Source organism: Candidatus Burkholderia verschuerenii (assembly GCF_001189365.1).
GTDB lineage: Bacteria > Pseudomonadota > Gammaproteobacteria > Burkholderiales > Burkholderiaceae > Caballeronia > Caballeronia verschuerenii.
In genome coordinates this window covers 1-14,524 of sequence record NZ_LFJJ01000150.1, presented here as the reverse complement: position 1 = coordinate 14,524, position 14,524 = coordinate 1, and the positions used below count along the sequence as shown (strand labels likewise).

Annotated in this window: 11 protein-coding genes and 1 tRNA gene; 1 reads left to right on the top strand and 11 read right to left on the bottom strand. The window is 60.3% G+C overall.

Features of this window, described 5'->3' with window-relative positions; genetic code table 11:
- The 3 genes from recQ to rpoB all read right to left on the bottom strand — a co-directional run.
- Nucleotides 1–1,822: DNA helicase RecQ (gene recQ, locus BVER_RS21135; protein WP_050454960.1), on the bottom strand; the 1,822-nt coding region annotated here is incomplete at its 3' end.
- Nucleotides 1,823–1,993: 171 nt separating this feature from the next.
- Nucleotides 1,994–6,235: a DNA-directed RNA polymerase subunit beta' gene (gene rpoC, locus BVER_RS21130; protein ID WP_050454959.1), complete on the bottom strand. Its 4,242-nt coding sequence runs from the start codon at nucleotides 6,233–6,235 to the stop codon at nucleotides 1,994–1,996.
- A gap of 21 nt (nucleotides 6,236–6,256) precedes the next feature.
- Nucleotides 6,257–10,372 (bottom strand): DNA-directed RNA polymerase subunit beta, encoded by a 4,116-nt coding sequence (gene rpoB, locus BVER_RS21125; RefSeq protein WP_050454958.1) that lies wholly within the window; start codon nucleotides 10,370–10,372, stop codon nucleotides 6,257–6,259.
- Nucleotides 10,373–10,494: 122 nt separating this feature from the next.
- Here rpoB and BVER_RS31770 point away from each other — a divergent pair, with 122 nt between their 5' ends.
- Nucleotides 10,495–10,722, top strand: coding sequence for a hypothetical protein (locus BVER_RS31770; RefSeq protein ID WP_157056156.1), 228 nt, complete (start codon nucleotides 10,495–10,497; stop codon nucleotides 10,720–10,722).
- A 32-nt stretch (nucleotides 10,723–10,754) separates the two neighbouring features.
- Here the strand turns inward: BVER_RS31770 and rplL are convergent, their stop codons facing one another.
- The 8 genes from rplL to BVER_RS30435 form a co-directional block, all read right to left on the bottom strand.
- A complete protein-coding gene (gene rplL / locus BVER_RS21120) occupies nucleotides 10,755–11,126 on the bottom strand; it encodes a 50S ribosomal protein L7/L12 (RefSeq protein ID WP_050454957.1) in 372 nt (123 codons plus the stop codon).
- 83 nt (nucleotides 11,127–11,209) lie between these two features.
- On the bottom strand, nucleotides 11,210–11,707 hold the full coding sequence (gene rplJ, locus BVER_RS21115) for a 50S ribosomal protein L10 (protein WP_050454956.1): 498 nt from the start codon (nucleotides 11,705–11,707) through the stop codon (nucleotides 11,210–11,212).
- A gap of 299 nt (nucleotides 11,708–12,006) precedes the next feature.
- A complete protein-coding gene (rplA, locus tag BVER_RS21110; protein ID WP_050454955.1) occupies nucleotides 12,007–12,702 on the bottom strand; it encodes a 50S ribosomal protein L1 in 696 nt (231 codons plus the stop codon).
- Nucleotides 12,703–13,134 (bottom strand): 50S ribosomal protein L11, encoded by a 432-nt coding sequence (rplK, locus tag BVER_RS21105; RefSeq protein ID WP_050454954.1) that lies wholly within the window; start codon nucleotides 13,132–13,134, stop codon nucleotides 12,703–12,705.
- 145 nt (nucleotides 13,135–13,279) lie between these two features.
- A complete protein-coding gene (gene nusG, locus BVER_RS21100) occupies nucleotides 13,280–13,837 on the bottom strand; it encodes a transcription termination/antitermination protein NusG (RefSeq protein WP_050454953.1) in 558 nt (185 codons plus the stop codon).
- A 1-nt stretch (nucleotide 13,838) separates the two neighbouring features.
- Nucleotides 13,839–14,219: a preprotein translocase subunit SecE gene (gene secE, locus BVER_RS21095; RefSeq protein WP_050454952.1), complete on the bottom strand. Its 381-nt coding sequence runs from the start codon at nucleotides 14,217–14,219 to the stop codon at nucleotides 13,839–13,841.
- A gap of 35 nt (nucleotides 14,220–14,254) precedes the next feature.
- Nucleotides 14,255–14,330: transfer RNA gene (locus BVER_RS21090), tRNA-Trp, on the bottom strand.
- Between the two features lie 67 nt (nucleotides 14,331–14,397).
- On the bottom strand, nucleotides 14,398–14,524 hold a 127-nt coding region (locus tag BVER_RS30435; protein WP_455431989.1), incomplete at its 5' end, for an EF-Tu C-terminal domain-related protein.

Genomic DNA, 14,524 nt, shown 5'->3' with positions numbered 1-14,524 from the left:
GTTCGTCGCCGAAACGCTCCAGTTTGCGCACGCCGATGCCCGGAATATGGCGCAAATCCTCGATGGAATCGGGGTCGCTGCGGGCGATTTCGGCGAGCGTCGCGTCATGAAAGATGACATACGCGGGCACGCCGTCGCTCTTCGCCGTCTCCGCGCGCCACGTGCGCAGGCGATCCCAGCGCGTCTTCTCGCGCGGCGACATGCCTGCGGTCGGATCGGCGCGCTCGCCGGTGCGGCTCGACGACTGCCGCGCTCGCGCGGGCTTGACGTATTTGCGAAGCGTGACGTGCTGCTCGCCCTTCAGCACGGGCTTGCTCGCGGCGGTCAAGACCAGCGCGCCGAAACCTTCGTGATCCACGGCGAGGAAACCGAACGCAACCAGTTGCCGAAACACGGCGCGCCATTCCGCTTCCGACAGCGCCGCGCCCACGCCGAACGTCGTGAGCTTTTCGTGGCCGCGCTGGAGGATTTTTTCGCTTCGCGAGCCGCGCAGAATGTCGATCAGATGCCCCGCGCCGAAATTGAAACCGCTCGCCTTCTGCGCACGGTAAACGCAGGACAGCGCCATCTGCGCTTCGCGGGTCGCGTCCCACGATGCGGGCGGCTCCAGACACGTATCGCAATTGCCGCACGGCTGGCTGCTCTCGCCGAAGTAGGCAAGCAGGCGCACGCGACGGCACGACGCGACTTCGCACAAACCGAGCAGCACGTCGAGCTTGCCGGTCTGCACGCGCTTATGGGTGTCGTCGGCTTCGGATTCGTCGATCATCTTGCGCTGCTGCACGACGTCGCCGAGACCGTAGGCCATCCACGCGTTCGCCGGCATGCCGTCGCGACCCGCGCGCCCGGTTTCCTGATAGTAGCCCTCGACGCTCTTCGGCAAATCGAGATGCGCGACGAATCGCACGTCAGGCTTGTCGATGCCCATGCCGAACGCGATCGTCGCGCACATCACGATGCCCTCTTCGCGCTGGAACATCTCCTGATGCCGCTGGCGAATCTCGAATTCCATGCCCGCGTGATACGGCAGCGCGCGCACGCCCTGCGTCTTCAGCCAGTCGGCCGTCTCTTCGACCTTGCGGCGCGACAGGCAATAAACGACGCCCGCGTCCGTCGTGCCGTCCTTGTTGGTGTGTTCCGCGCGGATGAAATCGAGCAACTGCGAGCGCGCGTTGTCCTTTTCGACGATCCGATAACGGATGTTCGGCCGATCGAAACTCGACACGAAAATGCGCGCATCGTCCAGCGCCAGGCGATGCACGATTTCATCGCGCGTGATGGCGTCGGCGGTCGCCGTCAGCGCGATGCGCGGCACATCCGGAAAGCGCTCGTGCAGCACCGACAACTGAATATATTCGGGCCGGAAGTCGTGGCCCCATTGCGAAACGCAGTGCGCTTCGTCGATCGCGAACAGGCCGACGGGCGAACTGTCGAGCAGATCGAGAAAGCGCGGCGTCATCAGGCGCTCGGGCGCAACGTAGAGCAGATCGATGTCGCCGTTACGCAGCGCGCGCTCGGTCGCGGCGGCTTCCGCGCCGGAAAGCGTCGAATTGAGATACGCCGCCTTGACGCCGACCTCGGTCAGCGCGGCGACCTGATCCTGCATCAGCGCGATCAGCGGCGACACCACGATGCCCGCGCCGAATCCCGCCTCGCGCCGCACCAGCGATGGAATCTGATAGCACAGCGACTTGCCGCCGCCCGTGGGCATCAGCACGAGCGAATCGCCACCGTTCGCGACATGCTCGACGATCTCGCCCTGTTGTCCCCGAAAAGCGGGATAGCCGAAGATTTCGTTGAGTATTTCGAGCGAACGGGACATGGCGGAGGCGCGCGGTGCAGCGTGATAGATAACGAATTCTATCAACGCAGACGCGCGTTGAATCGTCATTGGCCATTCGGCCGAGTGTGCGCGCGCTACGAAACCAACAGACGAAAAAAAACCGCCCGGCTCAACACCGGGCGGTTCGATACGGCTACGAGCGAAAAACGCTTACTCGTTAGTATGCGGCGTTTGCTCCGCTGCCGGGGCTTCCGGCGTACCAAAATCGAAAGCCTCTTCGGCTGCGATCTGGTCGAAGCGTTCGCGATCCGACGACTCCTTCGCACGGCGCGCCTTGTGGAACGCGAGACCCGTACCGGCCGGAATCAGACGGCCGACGATCACGTTTTCCTTCAGACCGCGCAGATCGTCGCGCTTGCCCATGATCGCCGCTTCGGTCAACACGCGGGTCGTTTCCTGGAACGACGCCGCCGAGATGAACGAATCCGTCGAGAGCGATGCCTTCGTAATACCGAGCAGCACGTTGTCGTACGTGGCCGGACGCTTGTCTTCCGCGATCATCTTGTCGTTCTCGTCGAGCATGTCCGAACGCTCGACTTGTTCGCCAGGGATGAAACGCGTATCGCCGTTGTCGACGATCTGCACGCGGCGAAGCATCTGACGCACGATCACTTCGATGTGCTTGTCGTTGATCTTCACGCCTTGCAGACGGTACACGTCCTGCACTTCGTCCACGATGTAGCGCGACAGCGCCTCGATACCCTGCAGACGCAGGATGTCGTGCGGATCGGCCGGGCCGTCCACGATCATTTCGCCCTTGTTGACGACCTGACCGTCGTGGACCAGCACCTGCTTTTCCTTCGCGATCAGGAACTCGTGCTGATTGCCTTCGAGGTCCGTGATAACGAGACGCTGCTTGCCCTTCGTGTCCTTACCGAACGACGTCGTGCCCGTGACTTCCGCCAGAATGCCGGCGTCCTTCGGCGAGCGCGCTTCGAACAGTTCGGCCACGCGCGGCAGACCACCGGTAATGTCACGCGTCTTCTGCGCTTCAACCGGGATACGTGCCAGCACTTCACCGACCTGCACTTGCTGACCATCCTTCACGGTGATCAGTGCGCCGACCTGGAAGCCGATCTGCACCGGATGATCCGTGTTGGGGATCTTCACTTCTTCGCCGTTGGCGTCGAGCAGTTTCACCTGCGGACGAACGCTCTTCGAAGCCTGCGAACCGCGGCGCTTCACGTCGATCACGACCAGGGTCGAAAGACCGGTCACGTCGTCGATCTGCTTCGCAACGGTCACGCCTTCCTCGACGTTTTCGAACTTCACCGTACCGCCCCACTCGGTGATGATCGGACGCGTCAGCGGATCCCATTGAGCCAGTTGCGCACCGGCCTTGATGGCCGCGCCGTCGAGTTGCAGCAGCGTTGCGCCGTACGGAATCTTGTGACGCTCACGCTCGCGACCGAGGTCGTCCGCGATGATCGCCTCGCCCGAACGCGAAATGACGACCTGCTCGCCCTTCGCATTCGTGACGTAACGCATCGTGGCCGTGAAGCGCACCGTACCATTCGACTTCGCTTCCACCGTCGACGCCACCGCCGCACGCGATGCCGCACCACCGATGTGGAACGTACGCATGGTCAGCTGCGTGCCCGGCTCGCCGATCGACTGAGCAGCGATCACACCGACTGCCTCACCGACGTTGACGCGCGAACCGCGGCCCAGGTCGCGGCCGTAGCACGATGCGCACAGGCCGTAACGGGTTTCGCAGGTCAGCGGCGTGCGCACGCGCACTTCGTCGATACCCAGACGTTCGATGGTTTCCACCGCGTCTTCGTCGAGCAGATCGCCCGACGCGTACAGCGTTTCCTGCGTTTCCGGATTGACGACGTCCGCCACCGCGACGCGACCGAGAATACGGTCACGCAGCGCTTCGACGACTTCACCGCCTTCGACCAACGCTTTCATCGCCACGCCGTTCGACGTGCCGCAATCGTCCTCGACGACCACGAGATCCTGCGTCACGTCGACCAGACGACGCGTCAGGTAACCCGAGTTCGCGGTCTTCAGTGCCGTATCAGCCAGACCCTTACGTGCACCGTGGGTCGAGATGAAGTACTGCAACACGTTCAGGCCTTCGCGGAAGTTCGCGGTAATCGGCGTTTCGATAATCGAGCCGTCCGGCTTCGCCATCAGGCCGCGCATACCCGCAAGCTGACGAATCTGCGTCGCGGAACCCCGCGCGCCCGAGTCGGCCATCATGTAGATCGAGTTGAACGATTCCTGACGCGTGTCCTTGCCTTCGCGGTCCACAACCGGTTCCGTCGAGAGCTGCTCCATCATCGCCTTGCCAACCGCTTCCGACGTGTTCGACCAGATGTCGACCACGTTGTTGTAGCGTTCCTGCGCGGTGACGAGACCCGACATGTACTGACGGTCGTATTCCTTCACCTTCTTCGCGGCGTCGCCGACGATCGTCTCTTTCTGCGGCGGCACGAGCATGTCGTCCACGCAAATCGAGATACCGGCGCGCGTTGCGAGACGGAAACCCATCTGCATCAGCTGGTCGGCGAAAATCACCGTTTCGCGCAGACCGCACTTGCGGAACGCGGTGTTGATCAGCTGCGAAATCTGCTTCTTCTTCAGCGGCTTGTTCAGCACCGTGAACGGCAGACCCGGCGGCAGAATTTCCGACAGGATCGAACGGCCGACGGTCGTCGCGTACAGCGAAATCTTCGGCACGAACGCCGGCGCGCCTTCGCTCGTGTCTTCGTTATGGACCATTTCGGTGATCCGCACGTTGACGCGCGAGGCCAGCTCGACTTCCTTGTTCTCGTACGCGCGGATGACTTCCGACACGCCCGTGAACGTCATGCCTTCACCCTTGCCGTTGATCGCTTCACGCGACGCGTAGTACAGGCCGAGCACGATATCCTGCGACGGCACGATCGACGGATCGCCGTTGGCCGGGAACAGGACGTTGTTCGACGCGAGCATGAGCGTACGCGCTTCCATCTGCGCTTCCAGCGACAGCGGCACGTGAACGGCCATCTGGTCACCGTCGAAGTCGGCGTTGAACGCCGCGCAGACGAGCGGGTGCAGCTGAATCGCCTTACCTTCGATCAGCACCGGCTCGAAAGCCTGAATGCCCAGACGGTGAAGCGTCGGCGCGCGGTTCAGCATGACCGGATGTTCGCGAATGACTTCTTCGAGAATGTCCCACACCACCGGCGTCTGGTTCTCGACTTCCTTCTTCGCGGCCTTGATGGTCGTCGCGACGCCCATCACTTCCAGCTTGTTGAAGATGAAAGGCTTGAACAGTTCGAGCGCCATCAGCTTCGGCAAACCGCACTGATGCAGCTTGAGCGTCGGGCCGACCACGATCACCGAACGGCCCGAGTAGTCGACGCGCTTACCCAACAGGTTCTGACGGAAACGACCGCCTTTACCCTTGATCATGTCGGCGAGCGACTTCAGCGGACGCTTGTTCGCGCCGGTCATCGCCTTGCCGCGACGGCCGTTGTCGAGCAGCGAATCGACGGCTTCCTGCAGCATCCGCTTTTCGTTGCGGACGATGATTTCAGGCGCCTTCAGTTCGAGCAGACGCTTCAACCGGTTGTTACGGTTGATCACGCGGCGATACAGGTCATTCAGGTCCGACGTCGCGAAACGGCCGCCGTCCAGCGGCACCAGCGGACGCAGTTCCGGCGGCAGCACCGGCAGCACTTCGAGGACCATCCAGTCCGGCTTGATGCCCGAACGCTGGAATGCCTCGAGCACCTTCAGGCGCTTCGCGTACTTCTTGATCTTCGCTTCCGAACCCGTGTTCTTGAGTTCGGTACGCAGCATCTCGACCTGTTCGTCGATGTTGATCGCGCGCAGCAGCTCGCGCACGCCTTCCGCGCCCATTTCGGCACGGAATTCGTCACCGTACTCTTCGACCTTGTTGTAGTAATCCTCTTCCGTCATGATCTGCCGCGCTTTCAGCGGCGTCATGCCCGGTTTGATCACCACATATGCTTCGAAGTACAGCACGCGCTCGATGTCGCGCAGCGTCATGTCGAGCACCATGCCCAGACGCGACGGCAGCGACTTCAGGAACCAGATGTGCGCAACCGGCGAGGCCAGTTCGATGTGGCCCATCCGTTCGCGACGCACCTTCGCCAGCGTCACTTCGACGCCGCACTTTTCGCAGATCACGCCACGATGCTTCAGGCGCTTGTACTTGCCGCAAAGGCATTCGTAGTCCTTGATCGGACCAAAAATCTTCGCGCAGAACAGACCATCCCGCTCCGGCTTGAACGTGCGGTAGTTGATGGTCTCCGGCTTCTTCACTTCGCCGAACGACCAAGAACGAATCTTGTCAGGCGACGCGAGGCCGATCTTGATCGCATCAAAAACTTCTTCTTGTTGGACTTGCTTGAATAGATCGAGCAGAGCTTTCATTGCTTTCTCTCCGTAGTCCGATTAGTTGCGGTCCAGATCGATATCAATACCGAGCGAGCGGATTTCCTTCACCAACACGTTGAAGGATTCCGGCATGCCCGCGTCGATGACGTGATCACCCTTGACCAGGTTCTCATAAACCTTGGTCCGGCCCGTCACGTCGTCCGACTTGACCGTCAGCATTTCCTGCAGCACATACGATGCGCCGTACGCTTCCAGCGCCCACACTTCCATTTCACCGAAGCGCTGACCACCGAACTGCGCCTTACCACCCAGCGGCTGCTGCGTGACGAGCGAGTACGGGCCGGTCGAACGTGCGTGCATCTTGTCGTCGACCAAGTGGTGCAGCTTCAGGTAGTGCATGTAGCCGACCGTGACCGTGCGCTCGAATGCTTCGCCGGTGCGGCCGTCGTACAGCGTGACCTGGTTCTTCGACGGCGTCATGCCGAGGTTCGTCGCGATGTCGTCCGGGTAAGCCAGATCGAGCGCGCGGGACATTTCGTCTTCCGTCGCACCGTCGAACACCGGCGTCGCGAACGGCACGCCTTCACGCAGGTTCTTCGCGAGTTCGAGGATTTCGTCATCGGAGAACTTGTCCAGCTCTTCCTGACGGCCCGACTCGTTGTAGATCTTCGTGAGGAACACGCGCAGTTCTTCGATCTTCGCCTGACGCTGCATCATCTCGCCGATACGCCAACCCAGACCCTTCGCGGCCCAGCCCAGATGCACTTCGAGAATCTGACCCACGTTCATCCGTGACGGCACGCCGAGCGGGTTGAGCACGACGTCGGCCGGACGGCCATCGGCCATGTACGGCATGTCTTCGATCGGCACGATCTTCGACACCACACCCTTGTTACCGTGACGGCCTGCCATCTTGTCGCCAGGCTGCAGACGACGCTTGACGGCGAGGTACACCTTGACCATCTTCAGCACGCCCGGCGGCAGTTCGTCGCCTTGCGTGAGCTTCTTGCGCTTCTCTTCGAACGCCAGATCGAACTGGTGACGCTTCTGCTCGATCGAGTCCTTGATCGCTTCCAGCTGAGCCGCCGCTTCTTCGTCCGCGAGGCGGATGTCGAACCAGTGGTAGTGGTCGAGGTCTTCGAGGTACGCGAGGTCGATCGCCGTGCCCTTCGCGAGCTTCTTCGGACCGCCGTTCGCGACCTTGCCGTTCAGCATACGGGCGAGACGCGAGAACGCGTCGCCTTCCACGATACGCAGCTGGTCGTTCAAATCGAGGCGATAACGCTTCAGTTCATCGTCGATGATCTGTTGCGCGCGCTTGTCGCGCGTGATGCCTTCGCGCGTGAACACTTGCACGTCGATGACCGTGCCGCTCATGCCCGACGGCACGCGCAGCGACGTGTCTTTCACGTCCGACGCCTTCTCACCGAAGATCGCGCGCAGCAGCTTTTCTTCCGGCGTCAGCTGGGTTTCGCCCTTCGGCGTAACCTTACCGACCAGCACGTCGCCAGCTTCGACTTCCGCGCCGATGTACACGATGCCCGACTCGTCCAGACGGCCGAGTTGCACTTCGGCCAGGTTCGAGATGTCGCGCGTGATTTCTTCCGGTCCGAGCTTCGTGTCGCGAGCGACGACGTTCAACTCTTCGATGTGGATCGACGTATAGCGATCGTCCGCAACGACCTTCTTCGAGATCAAAATCGAGTCTTCGAAGTTGTAGCCGTTCCACGGCATGAACGCGACGAGCATGTTCTGACCGAGCGCGAGTTCGCCCAGATCGGTCGATGCACCGTCGGCCAGCACGTCACCACGAGCAACCTTGTCGCCAACCTTGGCGATCGGACGCTGGTTGATGTTCGTGTTCTGGTTCGAACGCGTGTACTTGATCAGGTTGTAGATGTCCACGCCGACGTCGCCTGCAACGGCTTCATCGTCGTTCACGCGAATCACGATACGGCCCGCGTCGACGTAATCCACCACGCCGCCACGCAGCGCCTGAACCGTCGTACCCGAGTCGACCGCAACCGTACGCTCGATGCCCGTACCGACGACCGGCTTTTCCGGACGCAGGCAAGGCACGGCCTGACGCTGCATGTTCGAACCCATCAACGCGCGGTTCGCGTCGTCGTGCTCGAGGAACGGAATCAGCGATGCAGCCACCGACACGATCTGCGACGGCGCCACGTCCATGTACTGGATGCGGTCCGGCGTGACCATCAGCGTTTCGCCCGCTTCACGCGACGACACGAGTTCGTCGGTCAGCGTGCCGTCTTCGCTCACGGCGGCATTCGCCTGCGCGATCACGTAGCGGCCTTCTTCGATCGCCGACAGATAGTCGATCTGGTCGGTCACCTTGCTGTCCACGACCTTGCGATACGGCGTTTCGAGGAAGCCGTATTCGTTCAGGTGCGCGTACAGCGCGAGCGAGTTGATCAGACCGATGTTCGGACCTTCCGGCGTTTCGATCGGGCACACACGACCGTAGTGCGTCGGGTGCACGTCGCGGACTTCGAAGCCTGCGCGCTCGCGCGTCAAACCGCCCGGGCCCAGTGCGGAAACACGACGCTTGTGCGTGATTTCCGACAGCGGGTTGGTCTGGTCCATAAACTGCGAAAGCTGCGACGAACCGAAGAACTCGCGAATGGCCGACGAAATCGGCTTCGAGTTGATCAGGTCGTGCGGCATCAGGTTTTCGCTTTCGGCTTGGCCAAGGCGTTCCTTGACAGCACGTTCGACACGCACGAGACCGGCGCGGAACTGGTTTTCCGCCAGTTCGCCGACGCAACGCACGCGACGATTGCCCAAGTGGTCGATGTCGTCCACTTCGCCCTTGCCGTTACGCAGCTCGACGAGGATCTTGATGGTCGCGAGGATGTCGTCGTCCTGCAGCGTCATCGGTCCGATGATTTCGTCACGACCGACGCGGCGGTTGAACTTCATACGGCCGACCTTCGACAGGTCGTAGGCTTCTTCGCTGTAGAACAGACGGTTGAACAGCGCCTCGACCGCTTCTTCGGTCGGCGGTTCGCCCGGACGCATCATGCGGTAGATCGCGATGCGCGCGGCCATGCGGTCAGCCGTTTCGTCGATACGCAGCGTCGACGAGATGTACGGACCTTGGTCCAGATCGTTCGTGTAGAGCGTCTGGATGTCCTTGACCTTCGCTTCGCGCAGCTTTTCGAGCACTGACTCGGTGATTTCCTCGTTGGCGTTCGCGATCACTTCGCCCGTTTCCGGATCGATCACGTTCTTCGCCAGCACGCGGCCGAGCAGATAGTCTTCGGGAACCGAGATGAACTTCGTCTTCGCGTTTTCGAGATCGCGAATGTGCTTGGCGTTGACGCACTTGTCCTTCGCGACGACCAGATTGCCGTCACGATCGTTGATATCGAAGCGCGCGACTTCGCCGCGCAGGCGCTCGGGAACAAATTCCATTTGCGCGCCTTCGCTCATCAACTGGAAGTTGTCGAACACGAAGAAGTTCGCGAGGATCTGTTCCGGCGACAGACCGATCGCCTTCAGCAGAATCGTGACCGGCATCTTGCGACGGCGGTCGACGCGGAAGTACAGCACGTCCTTCGGATCGAATTCGAAGTCGAGCCACGAGCCGCGGTAAGGAATGATACGAGCCGAGAACAGCAGCTTGCCCGAGCTGTGCGTCTTGCCCTTGTCGTGCTCGAAGAACACGCCCGGCGAACGGTGAAGCTGCGAGACGATCACACGCTCCGTACCGTTGATGACGAACGAACCCGTCGGCGTCATGAGCGGAATTTCGCCCATGTACACTTCCTGTTCCTTGACTTCCTTGACTTCCTTGACCACGGGCTTGCTCGGCGATTCCTTATCGAGCAGAACCAGACGCACTTTTGCGCGCAGGGCCGAGCAGTACGTCAGACCGCGCTGCTGGCATTCCTTGATATTGAACGCGGGAGGCGACAGCATGTAGCTGACGAACTCGAGTCGCGCGAAACCGTTGTGCGAGACAATCGGGAAAACGGAGCTGAATGCAGCTTGCAGACCTTCTGCCTTGCGCTGCAACGAAGACGTGTCTGCTTGCAGAAACGTCTGGAATGATTCAAGCTGGGTCGCCAGCAAAAAGGGAACTTGGTGAACGATGTGGCGTTTCGCGAAACTCTTGCGAATACGCTTCTTCTCGGTGAAGGAATATTGCATACGATCTCCGAATCACGGCGGGCGCTACCGAGGCGGGATACCTCGACGACGCAGCCCGGTGTTCACCGACTGAGACTCGCGATGGTGTCCGGGGAGGACGCGCGAGTCTAGAAGCTTGGTGGTTGGCCGCTACCAACCGCTGGCTGACGGCAGCGGATGCCTGTGTTTCCCGCTACCCGACCAAACTTGCCTTCTGCAGTCGCTTCAGAAGACAAAGAGAACTGCCGGAAATTCCTGTCGACCCGACCGTTCTCTTTGGCTTCTGTGAGGACATTTATGATATGCTTGTCGCCAAGCATAAAAACTATAAAAACTGCGTCCCCACAAAGCACAAAAAGGCCGGCGGTTAAAACCGCCAGCCTTCCGCTCAGCGCAAGCAAACTTACTTGATTTCAGCCTTCGCGCCAGCTTCTTCCAGCTTCTTCTTCGCTTCTTCAGCAGCTGCCTTGGGCACCGCTTCCTTGACGGGCTTCGGTGCGCCGTCGACCAGGTCCTTCGCTTCCTTCAGGCCGAGACCCGTCAGTTCACGAACAGCCTTAATCACGGAAACCTTGTTCGCGCCCACTTCGACCAGGTTCACGGTGAATTCCGTTTGCTCTTCAGCAGCAGCAGCGCCACCGCCTGCCGGGCCAGCGACTGCAACAGCAGCTGCCGACACGCCAAACTTCTCTTCGAACGCCTTGACCAGCTCGTTCAGTTCCAGAACGGACATCGAGCCAACGGCTTCCAGGATGTCTTCTTTTGCGATTGCCATTTGAAATACTCCTAAATTGAATTCGGATCGAGCTAGCGATCTAGCTTTGCCTAACTTAAGCGACTAGCGCCCAAGTGCAGTCGTTACGCGGCTTCGCCCTGTTTCTTTTCAGCCAGCGCGGCCAGAGCGCGCGCGAAGCCGGAAACAGGAGCCTGCATGACGAACAGCAGCTTGGATAGCAGTTCTTCGCGGCTCGGGATGTTGGCCAGCGCTTGCACGCCTGCCTTGTCCATCACTTTGCCTTCGTAGGAACCAGACTTAATGATCAACTTGTCATTGCTCTTGCCGAAGTCGTTGACGACCTTGGCAGCGGCAATGGCATCTTCCGAGATGCCGTAGATCAGAGGACCGGTCATCTGCTCAGCCAGCGGAGCGAACGGGGTACCTTCGACGGCGCGACGCGCCAGCGTGTTCTTCAACACGCGCAGATACACCTGTTGCTCGCGCGCTTTCGCGCGCAGCTTGGTCAGATCGCCAACCGTGATCCCACGATACTCAGCGAGCACCATCGTCTGAGCCTTCGCGACTTGCGCGGCGACTTCAGCGACGACTGCCTGCTTATCTTCTTTGTTCAGTGGCACGGTTAAACCTCCAGATTCGATGCACTCGGGCAAACTACCCTCATGCACCACGTTCGATAACGGCGTCCGACTGTTAGGAGTATTTCGATCGATTAGTGAGTCGTCTCACGACGCTCGACAACCGACTTCAACCACTGCAAAACTGTTTCGGGTTCGCCATCTGCGTTGGCTTGAATTAAGACGATGCCTACCTGATGCACCGCCACCAACGGTCTTTGACAACCGGTTGCTCGATCTTTCGACTTCGCAACCGCCCAAAGCCCTTTTATGACGCGGCCTTCTGGCCGCGCCAAAGATTCTTACTGCGCCAGCGAGGATTGATCCACGCGAACGCCAACACCCATCGTGCTCGACAGAGCGACCTTACGCAGGTACACGCCCTTGCTCGTAGCCGGCTTGGCCTTTTGCAGCGCGTCGATCAGCGCAGCCAGGTTCTCACGCAGCTTTGCCGGCTCGAACGAAGCGCGGCCGATCGTGCCGTGGATGATACCGGCCTTGTCGACGCGGAATTGGATCTGACCAGCCTTCGCGTTCTTGACGGCAGTCACGACGTCCGGCGTCACGGTGCCGACCTTCGGGTTCGGCATCAGGCCGCGCGGGCCGAGGATCTGACCCAGCGTACCGACCACGCGCATCGTGTCCGGCGAAGCGATCACGACGTCGAAGTTCAGGTTACCGGCCTTGACTTGCTCAGCCAGGTCTTCCATGCCGACCACGTCCGCGCCTGCTGCGCGAGCTTGTTCAGCCTTGTCGCCTTGCGCGAACACTGCCACGCGAACCGACTTGCCGGTACCGGCCGGCAGAACGACGGAGCCACGAACCACTTGGTCCGACTTCTTCGCGTCGATGCCGAGTTGCACGGCAACGTCGATCGACTCGTCGAACTTCGCGCTCGCGCATTCCTTCACGAGAGCCAGAGCGTCTTCGATCGCGTACAGCTTTTGACGGTCGACCTTCGCTTCGAATGCCTGAAGGCGCTTAGAAAGCTTAGCCATTTACACGCCCTCCACAGTGATACCCATCGAACGCGCGCTGCCGGCGATCGTGCGCACGGCTGCGTCCAGATCAGCTGCCGTAAGATCCGGCATCTTGGTCTTCGCGATTTCTTCCGCTTGAGCGCGGGTGATGTTGCCGACCTTGTCCGTATGCGGCTTGGCCGAGCCCTTCTGCACAGCGGCTGCCTTCTTGATCAGAACGGTAGCCGGCGGCGTCTTCATGACGAACGTGAAGCTCTTGTCCGCGAATGCCGTAATAACGACCGGCACCGGCAGACCCGGCTCCATGCCCTGAGTCTGCCCGTTGAACGCCTTGCAGAACTCCATGATGTTCAGGCCGCGCTGGCCAAGTGCCGGACCGACCGGCGGCGACGGGTTGGCTTTACCTGCAGGAATCTGCAGCTTGATAAAGCCGATGATTTTTTTTGCCATGTTGAAAACCTCTGCAGAACGCGTGAGCGTTCGGTGAGTGATAGCGCGCGTTCGACGTTGCCGGCTACTGACGCTCCTCAACGGCCATTACGCGGACCGTAAGCGCGAATCGCGGCGGACTCGGAAGTCTCGCGCGATGTGTTCTTTAAGTCTTCTCGACCTGACCGAACTCGAGTTCGACAGGTGTCGAGCGGCCGAAGATTGTAACGGAAACTCGAACCTTCGACTTCTCGTAGTTGACTTCCTCGACGTTGCCGTTGAAGTCGGTGAAGGGACCTTCCTTCACGCGAACCATTTCGCCAACCTCGAAAAGCGTCTTCGGGCGCGGCTTCTCAACGCCTTCCTGCATCTGCGACATGATCTTTTCGACTTCACGCGGCGAGATGGGGCTGGGGCGATTACGCGCACCGCCGACAAAACCGGTGACCTTGGCCGTGTTCTTGACCAGATGCCAGGTTTCGTCCGTCATTTCCATTTCGACCAGGACGTAGCCCGGGAAGAAACGACGCTCGGTGACCGACTTGTGGCCACCCTTCACTTCCACAACTTCTTCGGTCGGAACGAGAATCTGACCGAATTGATCCTGCATGCCTGCACGATCGATGCGCTCCTGAAGCGCACGTTGCACGCTCTTCTCCATGCCGGAGTAGGCGTGCACCACATACCATCGCTTTCCGCTCGGGGATGTCGGAGTATCGCTCATATCATTTCCAACCCAGAATCGCCGAGAATATCACCCATTCGATCGACTTATCGCTAAGCCAAAGGAAAATGGCCATGATCAGAACAAAGGCGAAGACCACCAACGTGGTCTGCGTTGCCTCTTTGCGAGTCGGCCAGACGACCTTGCGAACTTCCTTGTACGAGTCTTTCGCGAAGGCGATGAACGACTTGCCCGGCGCGGAAAGAAGCCCGACCGCCACACCGGCGATCACACCGACAGCAAGCGCCGCACCGCGGACATACCACTCTTGACCCGAAAGCAGGAAGAAGCCCACGAATCCGGCCAAGACCAACAATACGCCGGCCACCAACATCAGCTTGTCGCCGGAAGTATTTACAGTTTCGACGGAAGGATTCGCCATAACACTTTAAGCAGCGCCACATGGCGCGAGAATGTTGGCAGGGGCAGAGGGAATCGAACCCCCAACCTTCGGTTTTGGAGACCGACGCTCTGCCAGTTGAGCTATACCCCTAAACCATTTGGGATCGACGACAACCGCCGATCCCGAAACCACTAACTACCGAGAAGATTTCTGGCTCTTACTCGATAATCTTAGCGACGACACCAGCGCCGACGGTACGACCGCCTTCACGGATAGCGAAGCGCAGACCTTCTTCCATGGCGATCGGGTTGATCAGCTTGACCGTGATCGACACGTTGTCGCCC